Source organism: Catelliglobosispora koreensis DSM 44566 (assembly GCF_000379685.1).
Classification (GTDB): Bacteria; Actinomycetota; Actinomycetes; order Mycobacteriales; family Micromonosporaceae; genus Catelliglobosispora; species Catelliglobosispora koreensis.
On sequence record NZ_KB903292.1, the window covers coordinates 135072 to 151334 of the forward strand.

23 protein-coding genes, 1 tRNA gene and 1 pseudogene are annotated in these 16263 nt (G+C 64.8%); 8 read left to right on the plus strand and 17 right to left on the minus strand.

All coding sequences use genetic code 11. From position 1 onward, the window contains the following. Positions 1 to 112: 112 nt before the first annotated feature. Positions 113 to 559, minus strand: a complete 447-nt coding sequence (locus A3E1_RS0134740) for a MarR family winged helix-turn-helix transcriptional regulator (RefSeq protein WP_020525442.1) — start codon at positions 557 to 559, stop codon at positions 113 to 115. A gap of 62 nt (positions 560 to 621) precedes the next feature. Between A3E1_RS0134740 and A3E1_RS0134745 the strand changes: the two genes are divergently transcribed. After that, the gene (locus tag A3E1_RS0134745; protein WP_020525443.1) at positions 622 to 996 is read left to right on the plus strand and encodes a cupin domain-containing protein; all 375 of its coding nucleotides are present in this window, start codon (positions 622 to 624) and stop codon (positions 994 to 996) included. A gap of 10 nt (positions 997 to 1006) precedes the next feature. Continuing rightward, positions 1007 to 1786 carry an MOSC domain-containing protein gene (locus A3E1_RS0134750; RefSeq protein WP_020525444.1) on the plus strand — a complete coding sequence of 260 codons (780 nt, stop codon included), beginning with the start codon at positions 1007 to 1009 and terminating at the stop codon, positions 1784 to 1786. Here A3E1_RS0134750 and A3E1_RS0134755 read toward each other — a convergent pair. From A3E1_RS0134755 to A3E1_RS0134815, 13 genes are read right to left on the minus strand one after another with little or no spacing between them, the layout of a single operon-like run. Next, the gene (locus A3E1_RS0134755) at positions 1767 to 2276 is read right to left on the minus strand and encodes a GNAT family N-acetyltransferase (protein ID WP_020525445.1); all 510 of its coding nucleotides are present in this window, start codon (positions 2274 to 2276) and stop codon (positions 1767 to 1769) included. The two genes, A3E1_RS0134750 and A3E1_RS0134755, sit on opposite strands and share 20 nt — an antisense overlap. A gap of 8 nt (positions 2277 to 2284) precedes the next feature. After that, positions 2285 to 4207, minus strand: a complete 1923-nt coding sequence (locus A3E1_RS0134760) for a LysM peptidoglycan-binding domain-containing protein (protein ID WP_020525446.1) — start codon at positions 4205 to 4207, stop codon at positions 2285 to 2287. 13 nt (positions 4208 to 4220) lie between these two features. Further along, positions 4221 to 4628 (minus strand): hypothetical protein, encoded by a 408-nt coding sequence (locus A3E1_RS0134765; protein ID WP_020525447.1) that lies wholly within the window; start codon positions 4626 to 4628, stop codon positions 4221 to 4223. Next, complete coding sequence (locus tag A3E1_RS0134770) at positions 4625 to 5047, minus strand: TadE/TadG family type IV pilus assembly protein (protein WP_020525448.1); 423 nt, start codon at positions 5045 to 5047, stop codon at positions 4625 to 4627. Before A3E1_RS0134770 ends, A3E1_RS0134765 begins: the two co-directional genes overlap by 4 nt. After that, the gene (locus A3E1_RS0134775; RefSeq protein WP_020525449.1) at positions 5044 to 5439 is read right to left on the minus strand and encodes a TadE family protein; all 396 of its coding nucleotides are present in this window, start codon (positions 5437 to 5439) and stop codon (positions 5044 to 5046) included. The genes A3E1_RS0134770 and A3E1_RS0134775 overlap by 4 nt, the downstream gene beginning before the upstream one ends. Then, positions 5436 to 5609: a hypothetical protein gene (locus A3E1_RS47565; RefSeq protein WP_020525450.1), complete on the minus strand. Its 174-nt coding sequence runs from the start codon at positions 5607 to 5609 to the stop codon at positions 5436 to 5438. The genes A3E1_RS0134775 and A3E1_RS47565 overlap by 4 nt, the downstream gene beginning before the upstream one ends. A 10-nt stretch (positions 5610 to 5619) precedes the next feature. Then, positions 5620 to 6483, minus strand: coding sequence for a type II secretion system F family protein (locus A3E1_RS43730; protein WP_020525451.1), 864 nt, complete (start codon positions 6481 to 6483; stop codon positions 5620 to 5622). Beyond that, positions 6480 to 7361, minus strand: a complete 882-nt coding sequence (locus A3E1_RS0134790; protein WP_020525452.1) for a type II secretion system F family protein — start codon at positions 7359 to 7361, stop codon at positions 6480 to 6482. The genes A3E1_RS43730 and A3E1_RS0134790 overlap by 4 nt, the downstream gene beginning before the upstream one ends. Next, complete coding sequence (locus A3E1_RS43735; RefSeq protein WP_020525453.1) at positions 7358 to 8812, minus strand: CpaF family protein; 1455 nt, start codon at positions 8810 to 8812, stop codon at positions 7358 to 7360. The genes A3E1_RS0134790 and A3E1_RS43735 overlap by 4 nt, the downstream gene beginning before the upstream one ends. Then, entirely contained in the window at positions 8809 to 9609 is an 801-nt protein-coding gene (locus tag A3E1_RS0134800; protein ID WP_020525454.1) for a P-loop NTPase family protein, read from the minus strand. The genes A3E1_RS43735 and A3E1_RS0134800 overlap by 4 nt, the downstream gene beginning before the upstream one ends. Positions 9610 to 9614: 5 nt before the next feature. Beyond that, positions 9615 to 10301 (minus strand): SAF domain-containing protein, encoded by a 687-nt coding sequence (locus tag A3E1_RS0134805; protein WP_020525455.1) that lies wholly within the window; start codon positions 10299 to 10301, stop codon positions 9615 to 9617. Then, positions 10298 to 11215 (minus strand): hypothetical protein, encoded by a 918-nt coding sequence (locus A3E1_RS0134810; RefSeq protein ID WP_020525456.1) that lies wholly within the window; start codon positions 11213 to 11215, stop codon positions 10298 to 10300. Before A3E1_RS0134810 ends, A3E1_RS0134805 begins: the two co-directional genes overlap by 4 nt. Continuing rightward, positions 11209 to 11523 (minus strand): hypothetical protein, encoded by a 315-nt coding sequence (locus A3E1_RS0134815; protein WP_020525457.1) that lies wholly within the window; start codon positions 11521 to 11523, stop codon positions 11209 to 11211. The genes A3E1_RS0134810 and A3E1_RS0134815 overlap by 7 nt, the downstream gene beginning before the upstream one ends. Positions 11524 to 12120: 597 nt before the next feature. On the opposite strand from A3E1_RS0134815, the gene A3E1_RS0134820 reads away from it, so the two are divergent. Genes A3E1_RS0134820 through A3E1_RS0134835 form a run of 4 tightly spaced genes read left to right on the plus strand, consistent with a single transcriptional unit; the run spans position 12121 to position 14141 of the window. Continuing rightward, the gene (locus tag A3E1_RS0134820; RefSeq protein ID WP_157631938.1) at positions 12121 to 12645 is read left to right on the plus strand and encodes a prepilin peptidase; all 525 of its coding nucleotides are present in this window, start codon (positions 12121 to 12123) and stop codon (positions 12643 to 12645) included. Positions 12646 to 12698: 53 nt separating this feature from the next. Then, on the plus strand, positions 12699 to 13220 hold the full coding sequence (locus tag A3E1_RS47570; protein ID WP_020525459.1) for a hypothetical protein: 522 nt from the start codon (positions 12699 to 12701) through the stop codon (positions 13218 to 13220). After that, a complete protein-coding gene (locus tag A3E1_RS0134830; protein ID WP_020525460.1) occupies positions 13217 to 13879 on the plus strand; it encodes a class F sortase in 663 nt (220 codons plus the stop codon). The genes A3E1_RS47570 and A3E1_RS0134830 overlap by 4 nt, the downstream gene beginning before the upstream one ends. A gap of 34 nt (positions 13880 to 13913) precedes the next feature. Then, on the plus strand, positions 13914 to 14141 hold the full coding sequence (locus tag A3E1_RS0134835; RefSeq protein ID WP_020525461.1) for a hypothetical protein: 228 nt from the start codon (positions 13914 to 13916) through the stop codon (positions 14139 to 14141). 6 nt (positions 14142 to 14147) lie between these two features. Here the strand turns inward: A3E1_RS0134835 and A3E1_RS0134840 are convergent. From A3E1_RS0134840 to bcp, 3 genes are all read right to left on the minus strand, one after another. Beyond that, positions 14148 to 14228 (minus strand) — tRNA-Leu (locus tag A3E1_RS0134840). Next, a complete protein-coding gene (locus A3E1_RS46560; protein WP_083929767.1) occupies positions 14193 to 14711 on the minus strand; it encodes an HNH endonuclease signature motif containing protein in 519 nt (172 codons plus the stop codon). The genes A3E1_RS0134840 and A3E1_RS46560 overlap by 36 nt, the downstream gene beginning before the upstream one ends. Positions 14712 to 14740: 29 nt before the next feature. Beyond that, the gene (gene bcp, locus A3E1_RS0134850; RefSeq protein WP_020525462.1) at positions 14741 to 15205 is read right to left on the minus strand and encodes a thioredoxin-dependent thiol peroxidase; all 465 of its coding nucleotides are present in this window, start codon (positions 15203 to 15205) and stop codon (positions 14741 to 14743) included. 70 nt (positions 15206 to 15275) lie between these two features. Here bcp and A3E1_RS48950 point away from each other — a divergent pair. Beyond that, a pseudogene (locus A3E1_RS48950) lies at positions 15276 to 15968 on the plus strand (energy-coupling factor ABC transporter permease); the annotation flags it as partial. Next, positions 15942 to 16262 carry a PDGLE domain-containing protein gene (locus tag A3E1_RS48955; RefSeq protein ID WP_211216055.1) on the plus strand — a complete coding sequence of 107 codons (321 nt, stop codon included), beginning with the start codon at positions 15942 to 15944 and terminating at the stop codon, positions 16260 to 16262. The pseudogene A3E1_RS48950 and the gene A3E1_RS48955, both read left to right, overlap by 27 nt. Position 16263 lies beyond the last annotated feature (1 nt).

Genomic DNA, 16263 nt, shown 5'->3' on the forward strand with positions numbered 1-16263 from the left:
AGAAGACCCTCTTGCGTTTCCAGCGCCACGGCGTATCGTTATGGGCACTTGAGGTCCGCGCCATTTCCCCCGTGATGGCGCGGACCTCAGTCCTTTGTGGACTTCTGTTGGCCTAGAACGGACGCAAAGTCCTGGTCAGATCGTCTTCGGGTCCGCCTTGGGCGACGATTTCGGTGAGCAGTTTGCGGATGGTGGCGGCTTTGCGCTCCCCAAGCTCCTGCTCAAAGTTGGCGTGAAAGCGACGCGCCGCTCTGAGGGCCGCGTGGCCACGGACGCTGAGGCTCAACAGTTTTACGCGGGCATCGGCCGGGTCGTGATTCTTTTCCAGGTAACCGGCCTCTGTCATGTCATCGACAATCTTTGCCATGCCTTGATTCGTTATTTGCAAACGGCCAGCAAGTTGTGCCGTGGTCATGGCTTGCTCGCCCAGGGCGCGGAACACGTAGCCGAACGTCGGCTTGATCCCTGTGAAGCCCTGCGCCGCAAGGCTCTCGTTGAGCTCGATGACGAATCGCTGATAGGCCAGGCCGAGCAGGATGCCGAAATCTGGAGTTGACACTAGACGATTAGACGATATACAACTGTGGTTGTCAACCTTGGTTGTATATCTCAGGAGGACAGATGCCCCTCATTCCGGGGACAACCGCACCAACATTCGACATGCCCAACGGGACGTTCACGGGGCTGGCCTCGCCGAGCCGGGGTTCGGCGCAAACCGCGGTGTGGCGGATTCACTTGAACCCGCACGCGGCGGGGGCGCCTCACACGTTGACGCACGAGGAGGTCTTCGTCGCGACGAAGGGCGCTGCTCTGGCTGTCATTGGCGGTGATGAGCACGTTATCCGTGAGGGGGACGCTCTCGTCGTACCAGCTGATGTTTCTTTTGTTCTGAGTAATCCCAACGGTGAGCCTTTTGAGGCGGTGGCCGTGTTCCCTGTGGGTGGAAAAGCCGCGCTGCCCGGCGGTGAACCGTTCACTCCACCATGGGCCGAGTAATGTCTCCTTCGTGAGGCTGAGCAAGATTTCGGTGTACCCCGTTAAAGGCTGCACCGCCATCGATCGCACCGAGGCGGTGGTGCAGCCGTGGGGACTCGTGGACGACCGGCGCTGGCTGATCACGAACCCCGACGGGTTGGCCATCACGCAGCGCGATGTCGCGACGCTGGCACTGTTGCGGGCGGAGCCCGATCTCGATGGCTTGAAGCTGTCGTTCCCGCGCCTGGACCCGCATGCCGTGGCTCCCGGCGCCGGGCTCCGGCCGGTGACGATCTGGGGCACAACGGTTCTGGCGACGAACGCCGGGCCCGAAGCCGACGCGTGGATCAGTGAGGCGCTCGGCCGGCCGTGCCATTTGGTGTGGCTCGACGATCCGACCCGGCGCTCGTGCGCGTTCGCTGACGGGGCACCGTTGCTGCTTGCTAATGAGGCGTCGCTAACGCGGGTCAATGACTGGATCCTCGAAGGCGACTGCCCCGACGAAGCGCCCCTGCCAATGACTCGCTTCCGGCCCAATGTCGTTATCAGCGGGGCGAAGGCGTTCGCTGAAGATGAGTGGATCGGCCGGACGATTCAGATCGGTGAAGTGGCGTTTCTGGCCGAAAGCCACTGCGGGCGGTGCATCGTGACGACGACGGATCAGGGCACCGGTGATCGCGGCAGGGAACCGTTGCGCACCCTCGCCCGCCATCGCAACGTGGATCAGAAGTTGCGGTTTGGGGTCAACCTCGTGGCGCGGACGCAAGGCACCCTTCGCGTGGGCGACGACGTCACAGTGCTAGCCACATAAGGATTTCGTCGCGGTCATCGCCTGGGGCGACCCTGAGCGTCCCAGGCAGGCGGCCGACTTCTTTGTAGCCCAGCTGGGAGTAGAACTTCTCGATGTTGTGTCCACTTCGGACAGTCAGGTAGAGACCTTCGAGACCGAGAGACTTGGCGACCCTTTCGCCCTCGCGCATGATGGCGGCGCCATAGCCGCTGCCCTGCGAACCGGGGCGAACCATCACCCGTTTGACGGTGCGCCAGTGCTCGGACAGATAGAACCGGCGGCTGACCAAGAAGAGCATGGCGGCCAGCCCGTCATCGTCAAACCCCAGCACGAGATGATCGTGGCCGGCCTCGAAGTCGTCGAATGCCGCATTCGCCGTGACGGCCACCTGTTCCTGGGTCACCGGTGGCACGAAACCGACCGCACCGCCGGCATTGGACACGTCGGTCCACATGGCGATGATCTCCTGGCGGAGCGCGGGCGTCAGTGGCGGGTCAAGTTCAAAGCGCACCTTTGCAGTTATAGTTCGGATTCCGCGTGCGCGGCAAGCTGATCGCTCGATAGCTGGCGTGCTGTGGCGCCGGTCACCGCGAGCCAGCCCATGTGCAGTCCGCCGTCCATGCCGACCGTGGCCGACCAGCGCGTCGCCGTGGGATGGGTCGCGAACACGGCGACGCCCACCCGGCGCAACCCGGCGAGCTGCTCGTCGAGCGCGCGCAAGGCACTGGTGTATTCACCCCACGGGTCGGCGACGAACAGCAGATGGGTCAGCCAGCTCGCCTCGGTCATGTTGTTGATCCGGGCCAGGAGTGTGTCGTGGATGTGCGACTCGGCCAGGATCGCCGCGTTGGCGGCGGCCCGCTTTCCGATGCGGTTCAAGGCGTCTGGGATCGAAACGGCGGCACGCATCCGCGCCGGGTTCAGGGCGAGCAGCGAGCGGGTGTCGAGGCTGTTGAATCCGGCGATGAGCACGGAGGCGCCATCTGCCCACGGCGCGGTCGCGGCTTCAGCGGCCAGGCTGCGCAGCAAATCGTCCCCGCCATGCGGATCGCCCGTGATGCTCAGCAGTCCCGTGCGCTCACCGTCAACGAGAAGCTCACCGCCCTGTGGCCACGTGGCGAACGTGAGCAGACCGGGCAGCGGCGAGGGCGCCCAGCTGGCTTCCGGCAACTTGACCGTTGAGGGCAGCGACCATGTGTTGTGCCAGCGCTCCTCGAACGGCTCCGGTGGGTGTGGACACTCGGCGGTCAGGATGATCGCCAGGTCGCCGCCGTTTTGCCAAGCGGCCGCGATATCGGGCATGTCCTGGGCGGGACGCCCGCGCATGCCGAGGGCGAGCCGGCGCATCGCCGCGTCGAGCCGGTCTGCCGCACGGTGTTTGGCGACCGCCCGGTCCGCGGCCAGCATCTGCGCTGGGGGCAGGAAGATTCCGGCCGGGCGGCGACGGCGTACCTTCGGCTGCCGGCGTTGCCTGACCTGCTGGCGGTGCACGATGACGTGAGCGGCGAGCACGCTGGCCGCCGCGAGTCCGGCTCCGGCGGCGAGGCCTTTGGACGCGCCGTTGTCGTCTTTGGACTCGTCCTGCTTTGGCGCTTGCTGTTGTTGCTGAGGCGCTTGGGAGGCAGGCGTTTGAGCCGCTGACGTCGGGCTGGGTGGCAGCGTTGGCCGCACCGATGGGGAGGGAACGACCGGCGGCGTAGGGGCCGGCTGGGTCGGAGCGGGCTGCGTGGGAGCGGGTTGCGTTGGCTGAGCCGGGGCGGCCGGCGTGATGACCTGGCCGGTCGCGTGGCTCATGACACCACGATCGCTGGCGTTGGACGGCAGCACGAGACGCCATCCGGGCTGAATGTGGTTCGGGTTGCGGATGAGCTTGGGGTTGAGCGCGGCGATGTCGCGATAGGACTCGAAGTCACCGGTGAACCGCTGCGAAATCCGGCCCAGGTAATCGCCCTTGGCCACGACGTAAACCTGTTCTGCCGCAGCCTGTTGCGAGAACGTTTGGGGCGCCAGGGCCTGCGGTGCCGCCTGCATCGCCACGACGGCCGGCTGGCGCGCGGGGACAGGAGCGACCTTCGCGCTCGCCAGACTGGATCCGGCGAAGATGGCGATCATCGCGCCAACGAGTGCTGCAGCGATCCGCTGCTGTGCCTTGAGCCCCGGGATGCGCCTAGCCCGGCGCCCTTTGAGGGCGAAAGGGATTTCAATCAGCACACTTATCGTGAACGTCGCCCAGGCGAGCCAGCCGGCGATGGCGAGAATTCTCATGAACAGGGTGCCGTTGTCTTGGGACGTCAAAGCCTCGATGATTTGGTCCACCGACGGGACGCGCTTGGGCAGGGGATTGCCGGCCACGCGGTAAAGCAGCACCGGAGCGCCACCGATGATGCCGGACGTGATGGCAAGCGCGAAGACGCCCGTGATGAAGCGCCGTAACCAGTTCATGCCTCCCCCTTCCTCAGCCAATGAGCAGAGTTGCCGTGGCGTAGCCGGTCGCTTCCCACGTCGCTTTCCCGACCCCGGTCGGATTGGCATACGTGATCGTGGCCTTGACGCGCAGCTGTGTCCCACCCGGCAGCACCGTTACCTCGCCCGTCGCCCCCGCGTCGGTGAGATAGGCAAGGGCCGCCGCTGTCGCGGTGCCGGGGTCGATAACCTTGTCCCCGCCTGGAATAGCTTTCGTTGGATCGATGGCCTGCCCAGCCGCGCGGGCCGCCTCGGCGGCCACGTTGTCAGCGCGCTGGAAGGCCCGTAGCTGGCCACCGCCCACGATCACCAAGCCCAGCAAAGTGATCCAGGCCATGGCGATGATCGCGAAGAACACGGCGACCTTGCCGCCGTCGTCTTTCTCGCGTCTGAGGCTCATGACCGGCTCCGGTAACGGTCGATGGGGCTGGTGAATTCCGATACCAGCGTCAGGGTTCCGGGCATGCCGGGCAAGGCGACGTCACCGAGGTTGGCCACGCACGTGACCCGTGCCGTGACCGTCGCCGAAGCGCCGATCGGTGCGCTGAACTCGCTGGTGTCGATGGCGACCGTGAGTGTGAGGCACTCGATCCCTTGCGACTTAAGGGCTTCCCGTGCCGCGGCGTCGCCTTCGGTCGCGGCCGCGCTCGCTGTGCGGGTCAAACTCGCCGTGCGGGCCGCGCTGAAGGCCGCCGCGTCGGCGACTTGCCGCGCGATCACGACTCGGCCAGCGATCACGACCACCACGAAGATGGCGATCACGGCTGGGGCGAGGATCGCCAGCTCCAGTGCGGCTGAACCGCGGTCGCGGCGCTTCACGGCACCCACCTTTCGACCGGGCCGGTAGCGCGCTGGCGCACGTGGTAGGTCCAAAAGGGAATGATCGAGGGAGCGTCACCGGTCACCGTGATAGTCACCTCGGTGCCGCTCGCGTTGACGGTCTGGCTCACGGTGTGATTACGCAGCCCACCACCGCGTACCTGAACGAGGAAGTTGTTCGCCCGGTCGATGCCCGCGTTGGGGCTCGCGTTGTAGGAGCGGGCGGAATTCGCTCCTTGGGTCGCCGCCGCCAGCGCGGTCGACCGGGCGTAAAAGACGAAGGCCGCCTGGGCGACCATGAAGGTCATCACGAGCAGGGGGATAGCAAGGATCGCGAGCTCGACCGGACCGCTTCCGCGATCCGGCCTAGCCTTCGATCCCCGACGCGTCATGGTGATGGTTCCGGCACAGTGTCGAGCCAGTTGTCGGCCGTTTCGCTGAGCGTGTAGGCGATCGCCGCCGCGAGGATCGCGATGATGCTCACGATGATGATGTAGGGGACGGGTCCCTCACCACGGTCGCGCTTCAGAAGCTGAAGGCGCGTATACAGTTTCAATAACATGCATACTCCTCTATCGAACCGAGAAAACACTAATAACTAGCGGGTACCCAATGAGCACCAATATGATCATGATGAGCAGCGTGGACGGGATGTCCAATTTGGAGGTCCTGGTTTTGGCCGCCTCCAACGTCTTCACCCGCAACTGATCGCGCAGTGAAGAAGCCTGTGCCCGCAGTGTTGAGTAGACCTGGGCTCCGTCGGCACCAGCGCTGCGCATGATGTCGGCAAACGAGGCCAGTTCCACGACATCGATGGCGGCCGCCATCGACTTGAGCTCGTCCCACGGTGGCCGCATCTGCAGCTGTGCGGTCAGCAAGGCCGAGCGCAGGCGCTGATAGGGCCAGCCGGTGCAGATCGCGGCGGACCGTTCCATGGCCTCGACCGCCCCGTGGCCGGACCGCACCTGATGTGCTGTCAGCGCTGTGTAAACCGCGAGCGCCTGAACGAACTCACGGCGCGCGGCTTTGGCGTTGGACCGCATGCTGTGGTGCGCGTGGTAACCGAGCAAGGCGGCCAGTGCCACGCTCACAGCGACCGGAATCGTGAACGGCAGCTGGATGCCGAGGATCAGCGCACATAACGCGAGCACCAGGGGCAGCACGAACCCACTCGCGGCGGCCACCGCGATCGTCATCGTGTGCCGCTCGGGGGTCCGCGCGAGAATCGCCAGATCGGTTGCGGGCCAACGGCTCGGGGCGGGCAGCCGTTCCGCCGTGACGCTGGCCGCCGTCGGAGCCGCGTTGGGGTGCAGCCGCTTGAGGGCTGGGCCCAGGGCGGGCGTGGCTGGTACGAACTGAATGGCTAGCAGGAAGAGCCCGAAGCCCGCGACGGCACCGCCCACAATGGACAGGGCGAGCCAATAGTCGAAAATCATCGCTCTCCCTCCGCATGCAGGAGCCGGGGAAGCCGCTCAGGCAGCGAGAGCGCCCGGATCCACAGCATCAGCCCGATGTAGACGCCCGCCAGCGCGACCAGGATGAGCTGTCCCATGACGGTCCGGTAAGGCGCTGAATAGTTGGAGCTGATCGCCCCGAAGGCGATGACCGCGATCGTCGCCCCGGTGAGGAAACGGACCGTGTAGCGGGCGTTGGCGCGCTCGCTGTCCGCTGTCGCGCGTGTGGAAATCTCTTCCGACAGCGAATGAGCGATGTCGGAAAGCGCGTGGTAGAGCCCGTCACCGGCGTCTGACAGTTGCAAAATCAGCGGTGCGACCACTTGATCGGCGCTGTAGTCGTTGAGGTCTTCGGCGAAGGCCAGCAACGCCTCCACCGGGTCGACGCCCGCCTGCATGCGCGCCGCGAGCGTGCGCACCTCATATTCGATGAGCGGCGGCGCGGTGCGGGCGGTGGCCACGATCGCGGCCTGCAAACCGATGCCGTTACGCACATAGTCACTGATCCGCCGGGTCCACGCTTCGAGCGCGGCCAGCCGGGCGATGGCTTTCTTCTCCGCTGATGCCGCCGAGAACAGCCACGGCAGCCCAGGAATCGCGACCCCGACGACGAGCCCGCCGATCGGCCAGCCGGTGAACAGCCACGTCGCCGCACCAGCGACGATCGCGACGATGAGCAAAATCTGGTGCAGCCGGCGTTGCCGGGCGGTGCGGCCGCCACCGGTCCAGAACTGTTTGAGCTGACGCTGAAACGGCGACGTCGGCCCGATGGGGCGGCGCGTGCCGGCGAGGAAACTGATCGCCAGCACGATGCCCGCACCGAGCAAAATGAACGACAACGCCGCGAGTAGCTGAATCATTGGCGCACCCGCTTCGTCCTTAGCTCGCGCACCCAAGCACCCTTGTTATTGGCACCAGCCTCGATAAACGGGACTAGTTCACGCAGGTCGTAACCCACATCGAGGAGATCGTCCTTGATGCGTTCAGGCAGATGCCGGGGAACGGCCCGCCCATCCACCCCAGGACCGAAAACCGTGGTGAGTACGACGTTTCCGTCTCGCATACCCCCGACTTCGATGACATGCGAGACGAACCGGTGCTCGTCGCCACCAATCGCCCGTTCGTCCACTACAGACGTGTAGACGATGAGGTCAATGCCTTGCGCCGCCATCCGCAGCGCTTGCTCAGCCCCGAGATCGTTGCCATAGGAACAGGCGAGCTGAACGATCGAGTCCATCACCTCGCGCGCTTGCCGGGCGTGGATGGTGCACATAGCCCCACGGCTGACCGTCATCGCGCGCAGCATCGGCACGATCTCGCGGCCACGGGTCTCACCGACGATGACTCGCCGCACCCCGAGCCGCTGGGTGATCGGCATCATGTCGTGCAAGGTCTTCTCGCCGCGCCGCTTGCCCTGAGCGTCGTATTCTCCGTGTCCCTGCAACGATTCCAGGCTGATGACCCAGTTGGTGCCGACCGGTTCGTGTAGGCCGAGCTCACGGGACTCTTCGAGGGTGATGTAGGGCTCGCCTGCCGGGATGGTGCGCCCGAGGGCACGCAGCAGAGTCGTTTTCCCCGACGCGGCAAGGCCCGCGATCATGATGTTCGCGCCCGCCTCTAGAGCTTTGGTCAGGAAGCGGTAGAGCAAGTGGTCGATCATTCCCCACCGGTCGCGCAACTGCTCCAGCGAGGCGGTGAAAAGTGTGTGCTTGCGGATGTAGACCACCGGCCGCGGGGAAACCTTGTACAGCACCGTCATACGCGAGCCATCGGGCAACTGCATATCCAGTTCCGGATTGGACTCTGAGAGCTGGCGTTCCGTCGCCGCGACCCGCATCGCGAGCACCTGCAGCATCGTGATCAGTTCGTCATCGGTGTCAGCGACCGGCTCACCCCGCGTCTTGGAACCGTCGGCGTGATGCAGCAGCACCTGGTCACAGCCAAGAATGTGCACGTTGGTGATCGACGGGTCGTCCAGGAGACGCTGAAGCCTTCCAGCGCCGAACATTCCGGCCACGACCGCGTCGAGCAGAGCGTTCTCTTGCGCCGGGCTGACGGGCTGTCCCGCGTGCGCCATCGCGATGGCGTATTCCGCGATGACTTCCCGTCCCACGCGCTGTGCCAGTTCCTTGCGGTAGGACGGCGTGACATTCGCCGCGTCCGCTAGCAACCCCGTAATACGGTCCGTAACGCGGTTGTGCAGCTGACGCACCACCGCGTAGTCGAGCGGGACCTCACGGGCATGCCCGTTGACCCTTGCCAGCTGATGTTCAGCCGGCGGCGGATTGGGTACGAACCGGGGGATGCTCACCGTGTCACCACGGGCAGGGAATCGGTGTCACGCAAGGCGATCGCGGTCTGTGCCGTGCGCCGCGCGGAAAGCGCGGTTTGGACACTCTTGTGCGCGGCCAGAGCCGAGCGCATCAGCGGCCCGCGGGTGCGGCCCTTGCCTTCGCCGTTGAGCGCCGCGGCGGTCGCCGGGTCCCACGAGAGCCGGGCGACCACGGGCACTTGAAGGTTCCGTGTGATCTCGCGTGGAGCGATCCCATCACCAACCAGCAAAAGGCCCAGATTGCTATCGGGTCCCTCGGTGTGTGGCACCTCGCGCCGAAGCCGGGCGATCGCTGGGACAGCGGGTGACAACGTGCGGATCGACTTGGGATTGACCACCATGAGCACCAAGCTCGCGCGAGCGAGCAGCGCGATCGGGGCATGCGGGACGCAAAGCCGCCCACAGTCAGCGATCACGGTGGTTGGCAGGATCGAGAAGAACTCCCCGAGGCGGTCCCAACCAGGGGCGAGCGACGCCGCCTGCCCCGGGTCGTTGATGCCCGGCAACACCATGCGCTGCTGGCGTGGGGCATCGAGGTCGATCAGCTGTCCCGGCAGATCTTGCTCGGCATGCCCCCGGATCGCTGACGTCGCCAGGGGAAGCACCCCGCGATCTGGCGGGAGCTCATATTTGGCAAGGTATCCGGCGAGCAGGTCGCCGCCCGCCGGGTCGCACTCGGCCATCAATGTTGGTGCGGGCCAGGTCAGCGTGAAGGCCAACGCCGCGGTCGAAACACCGGGCGAGCCTTTCGCGGAGACCAAAGCGATCAGTGGCATGGCGGCTAGTTCCCGCCCAGCGAGATGACGATGCGCCCGTCCGCGGCGAGGGCGGCGACCGTCGGAGCGTCCACTGTGGTCACTTCGAGGTTGACCAGGGTGCCCCCGCGGAAGCCATCACCAGATGGCGGCCTGATGTCGATGACTGTCGCGGCGATCGTCCGTGGTGGCACCAGATCTGTTCCGGCCTGACTGTTGCCGGGCGCGTCCTTGGGCAGCACGACGAGGAGTACTGCTGACCCGGCCTTGATCCGTGACCCAACCGGCAGCCTGTTCTCGCCAAGAGAGATGCCAATGAGCTGATGCCCCGGGCGGGGCACCGGGATGTCGGTCAGCTGATCCATGGTCAGCAACGACCCCGGAACGAGCGCCATCACGGCATGTTTGCCGATCACGTTGGGTGCTTGATTGGCCGGGATGGGCTTGAGCCCCACAGCGTCGTTGATCCTCACCTTGATCAGGTCAGCGGCCTGGATCTGCCCACCCGCGCCAACGGGCCGTGCCACGGCGAGAAAGTCCTGTGTGGACCCCATGCGCTCGGCGACGTAGGCGGCGGTCAAGGCCCCGGCCGCGATAAGCAGCACGGCCAGGGCTCCTTGCATGACGGACCGCCGCCGGGGCGCTTGCTTCGCCACGCCGATCGGCGCTGGGGCCGCCGGGGGACGGGTTGATGTTCGCTCAGCGACGCTCATTCGGTTACCACCTGCAGTTCCTCGATGCGCAATGTTGTCGAGTCGGTCCGGAAGATGAGGAGGTCACCCGAGCGGCCGCCGCCCTCCCAATGCACGCTCCACCAGGTCGTGGCGGTGACGGTGTAGGCGCCGCCAACGCTGCGCGACGGCCTGCGGTAGACGTGGCCACAGGCAGGCGACTTCGCGTCCCACCGCGATGACGTGTAGGCGATGCCTGGGTTAAAGCAATGAGCCTCGGTGCCGTCGCCCATGTTCCAGACGATGCGGTTCGAATAGGCCCACGCCGTTACCGAGACCCCAGCGGCCGAGGCGGTCGCGCTGATGCGGTTAGGGGTCTGGACCCACGTCACGCCCGGATCGTTGGTCCACATCCAGACCGGCAGGCCAACGAGCCCCGATCCCGACGGGCTGGGGGCCAGACCCAGTCTGGGTTTCTCCATGGGCAGCCGGTTGATCGCTTGCAGCGCCAGGCTTATGGGTGACGGCTGACCACCCCACCCCGGTGGGTTACTCGTCCGGTAGTCATAGTCGGTGATCTGCCAGCCGCCAGAGGCGCCAAACCAGCACCAGACCGCGTAGACGTAGCCGTCGGACGGGTCGTTGCCACCCCACAGCGGGTCGTCAATGGACAGTTCGAGCCGCTCGTAGTAGCAGCTGTTGGTGTGGTTGTACCAGCCCATTCCGTTGCGGTAACAAGAAATGAAGCCGAGCTGCTCGTGCCAGCAGCGGGCGGCGCCGTCACCGTTTCCGCCGCCGCCTCCGCCGCCTCCACCGCCGCCGCCCCCGCCGACGATGATGATGCAGGGGCCGTTGTCAGGTGGGCAGTAAATGTAGTCGGCGCGCGCGACCGATGGGGTGACGACAACGTAGGCCGTCATCAGCACGAGCACCGCGAAAAGCCGCCGGGTCAGCATGTCGACGTCCGATCAGCGAATGATTCCACCCACCGCCACGCGTTATCGGCGTAAAGCCCAGCCCGCAGCGTGACGGGATAAATCTTGTTCTGCGAAGGCGCGGCAACGGATTTGCGCGTCGCCTTGTTGATCGCGTCAGTGGCGCTGTCGTCCACGCACGACTCAACCAGGATCGACGTCGCGCTCACGGAAACAACGCGGCGCAGCGTGATCTTCGGCTCTCCCGTGCGCACAATCCCTTGCTCACGCATGAAATCGAGATCGCGCTCCAATGTGGACAGAAATTTACCGGCCGCGTATTCATACATCGGCCGTTTCGCGGGATCGGCATTCCAATCATAGGCGCCGGTCTGAGATGCCTTGACGTATATAGAGTTCAGCGTTAGGTAACGAGCCCACGCTTTGTCGACAGTTTCCTGATCTTTGGGGCTAAGACTTGCCGGCGCACCCGCGGGTGCGGCAGCCTTGGGCGGTTTATTAGGGACGTCTTCTACGCGATTTGAGGTGCACCCCCAAAGGAAAAGGGATGCTGTGGTTATAAGCACGGCGGTCAGCACTGCCGTACGTCCACTGTGGCTATTTGGGTTCATGTGATCCCCTCGCCGTGACGCCGGTTGCGTTCCCGAGGGCCGATCGTACGATGACTCTTACCGATGTAACAAGGGGTGAATGATGTCCATACGTACAGCATTCAATGTCAGATCGTTAACAGAAATCCCAGGTCAGAGATGAGTCCAGGATGGACTATGACCGGTTTGCTACCGGCCGTCCTGCTGATTCCGGCACTCCGTGGAGTCATCTTTTTACATTCGGTACCCAGTGATACTCCCTGGCGACAGTTTTGTCCAAAGTGCTATATGTCAATCCGCCTTATTGGCCCGCGTGGCCGGTGTCCACATTGCCAGGTGGCAATCAGCCCATTTCCATATTCCGTGGAGTTGCTGGCGCTGGCCGTTCTAGCCTTGCTCGCTTGGCGCATCAGCGATCCGCTCGCGCTGGCGGCCATCGCGTGGATCAGCGTGCTCGGCATCGCACTGATCTGCATCGATGTCGCGGTGCACCGGCTGCCGGACCGGCTCACGTTTCTGGCCTTCGGCGGGGGACTGCTGATCCTCGCGTTCGGGGATATCAACCGCGTCGGGCGGGCACTCTTGTGCTGCCTCGCGTTAGCTTCGGCGTACCTGCTGATGTCTGTTGTCACCCCGAACGGCATGGGGTTAGGTGATGGCAAGTTCGCCCTCAGCCTGGGTTTGATTCTCGGCTGGTACGGCTGGGGCCCGACCCTTTACGGCGCGGCCCTCGGGTTTGTCTTTTCCGGACTGTTCGCCATCGGCATGCTGCTCGCGCAGCGCATCACCATGAAGGGCGCGATCCCGCACGGACCGTTCATGCTGCTCGGCACCTTGGTCACCGTGTTGATGGCGGCCTAGCGGGACCGGTCCCGTTATAGTCCGGGCTAACGGGGACGAAAGCGGGACAAATAATGCGCAAACTTCTTCTTGTTGGCGGAATCCTGGCCGCGATCGGCCTACTGACGCCGGCTTCGGCTCTTGCCGTGGCACCGGGTGCCGTCGTCGACCCGGTTCCGGCGTTCGCCGGAGGAGCCGTCACCATCACCGTCGAGTGCAGCCACCCCACCGGGCTCGTCTCCTTCCCGGGAGACCCAACCCTGTTCCAGGGTGGTGGCGCCTTCGCGAGCCAGCCTCAGGGCGCGTTCAACTTCACGCTCCTCAATGGACTGGCGCCGGGAAACTATCCCGTAGTTTTCACCTGCATCATCATCGTGGATGACGTGGACGGTAGGCCACAGACCATCACTGAGGCGTGGACCGCTCTTGTTGTCGTGGCGGGCAAGCCGCCCACAGCGACACCGAGTGGAGCACCGCAAACCGGCGGCGGATTCAGCCAAACGGGAAGCGGGAAGACCCTCGGACTCGCCGCCATCGCGGCAGCCGGACTGCTCGGTGGCGCCACACTCTTGCTGCGCCGCCGCCGCGCGATGTGAGCAGGCCCAGGCGGCGCCTGCGGCCAATCCACTACCGGCGCATCCGCTCCCTGACCTTGCTTTGCTCGATCATCTTGGCGGGCTGGGGAATCCGGCAGTTCTCCAGCACACCAGAAGACATCAACCTGCCCGTGCCCGTCATCTCCGCCACTGCTCCGCCATCGCTTACTGGAGCCGTCAACGCGCCGCGCCTCTTCCTGCCCCGATCAGTACCGACGCGCATCAACATCCCCAAGATCCGCCTCAGCGCTGTCGTGCTGACCACCGACATCGATGCCAGCGGTCAGCTCAAAGTCCCGTCATTTGAAGAAGCTCACCGGGCAGCCTGGTACCGCGGCGGCGTCGCCCCTGGGGAAATCGGGCCAGCCGTCCTCATCGGACACGCCGACTCCAAGAAAGCCGTCGGCGTCTTCTTCTACACACGCAACCTGCGACCCGGCGACCAGATCGGCATCGAACGCGAAGACAAACGCGTGGCCACGTTCACGATCGACTCCGTGGAGCAGGTGCCCAAGACCCAATTCCCAGCCACCCGGGTCTACGGCATGACGGACCGTTCCGAGATCAGACTCGTCACGTGCGCGGGCACCTTCGACGAGCGCACCCAGAACTACTCCGACAACATCATCATCTTCGGGCACCTGACCGCGCTCACCTGAGTCGGGATTGGACACTGGCGCCTACACTTCGAGCGTGCGGACACCCCTCGCGCCGTGGCGCCGGATCTTGATCGCGCTCACCGGCCTCGCGTGGTTAGCGGGCTGTGTCATCGCCCCACTGGGCGTCTTCTCCGAGCAGGGCTTCACGGGCGAGACCGTGCTCACGTTGCTGTGTGTCTGGCTAGCCGTCAGCCTTGGCGGAGTCGCGCTCCTCACCGTCCTGTTCGACGACGGCCGCAACGAAGGCGGCGGCGGAGCGTAAGAAAAGTGCGGGAGGGGGGACTTGAACCCCCACGTCCGAAGACACGGGTTCCTAAGACCCGCGCGTCTGCCATTCCGCCACTCCCGCAATGTTTACGGAGTCTAGCTGCTCCCGCTTGCGCTTGCCGAACGTGGGGGTCTGGCTATGGCAATTCGGGCATAGCAGCTGAGGATTCTCCTGCCGGTTGTCGAGGAAATCGCCGTTGATGTGATCGACCTGGAGACGCAGTGGCTTACCGTTCCAGATCGCTGGCAGGCCGCACTCGCCGCAACGTTCTGGGCGGCCAATGGCGAGGAGGGCACGCAAGAGCCGGTCGCCCGGCATGCGGGTCGTGCCGGGCGGCAACACAACGAGGCGCCTTCCGGGAGGCACACGCCTGCCGCTTGCTTTTCCGCGATTGTGCGCACTGCCAGTGAAGTGACTTGTGTCGATGCCAAAGGCGCGCATGCGCTTGCTGATGTGATAGTGGGTTCCACCTGCGATGCGCAGGCCTAACAGGCGTAAAACCCCAGTAACGCTTGTGGATTGGGCGGCCGCTTCTGCTAGAAGTTCCCTCGTGTACTTGGCCACGGCGAGACCGTAGCCAAGTGGTCTGACAGTTAGTCCAGGCCAAGGTCGCGGCGGAGTTTGGCGACGTGACCGGTTGCCTTGACGTTGTAGAACGCGTGCGTCAGGACGCCTTTTTCGTCGATGACGAAGGTGGAGCGGATGACTCCCATATAGGTCTTGCCATAGTTCTGCTTCTCGCCAAAGGCGCCGTAAGCGTTGAGGACTGTCTTGTCTTCGTCGGACACCAGCGGGAACGTGATCGCGTCGCGTTCGGTGAACTTGGCCAGTTTGGCTGGAGTGTCCGGGGAGATGCCGATGACGGCGTAGCCCGAGGCGGTTAGCGAGGCGAGTGAGTCGCGGAAGTCACAGGCCTGCTTGGTGCAGCCGGGGGTCATCGCCGCGGGGTAGGCGTAGAGGATCACTTTCTTGCCGCGCAGGTCAGCGAGGCTGAGCTTGGTTCCGTCAGCTGTCGGAAGGGTCCAGGCTGGGGCTTTTGTGCCGGGTTCGAGCCGCATCTCCCGACCATACCAACGCCTTGTTGCAAGTTATATGCAATAAGGCGAAGATGGGGACGTGGACCTCGCCATGCATATCAGTAACGGGATCATCAACGGGCCCGTCTCCCTCGTGTACGCAGCGCTGGCAGTGATCCTGCTGGCGGTTTGCCTGCAGCGTTCGCGCCAGGATCTTTCTGACCGGCTGGCCCCGATGGCTGGGCTGGTGGCCGCGTTCATCTTCGCGGCGCAGATGCTGAACTTCCCGGTGCTTTCCGGGGTCAGTGGTCATTTGCTGGGTGGTGCGCTCGCGGCGACGCTCGTCGGGCCGTGGGTGGGTGCGCTGTGCGTGGCCGTGGTGCTGATCGTTCAGTCCCTGGTGTTCGCCGACGGAGGTGTGCTCGCGCTTGGCCTCAATATCTCCAACATGGCCCTGCTCGGCACAGCGGTGGGCTACCTGGTCGTGATTGGACTGATGAAGCTCCTGCCGCGCACCGCTTTTGGCGTGGGCGCGGCCGTGTTCATCGCCTCGGTGGTGAGCGTTTTGCTTGCCAGCCAAGGGTTCGTCTTGCAATACATGCTGGGCGGCAGCGTGCCGTTGACGTTGAGCTACGGCGAGATCGCCGGTGTGCTCGCGGGAGTGCACGTGCTTATAGGCATCGGTGAAGGCCTGATCGCGGCGCTCGCCGTTATCGCGGTGGCGAAGGTGCGGCCCGACCTGGTTTACGCCTTGCGCGGCCAGCGACTGGAAACCGAAGTGCGGCGCAGCCCGAAGCCGGTCATCATCGCCGGCCTGCTGACCGCGCTCGTGCTCGCCGGCGGCATCAGCTACTTCGCGTCCGGCTCACCAGATGGTCTCGACCACACCGCGCAGATCGGCTGCGAGGAAGACGGTTCCGGGACGTGTATGGCGTCCGGCGAAAAGGATCACGAATTGGCCGGCAGCATCCTCGGGGACTACAGCTGGAACGGGATAGACGGCACAACCGGTGTCGCGGGCGCGATCGGTGTCGTGGTGACTTTCGCCGTCGGGCTCGCCATCTTCTGGGTGGTCCGCCGCCGGAGAGTGCGGGCCTGAC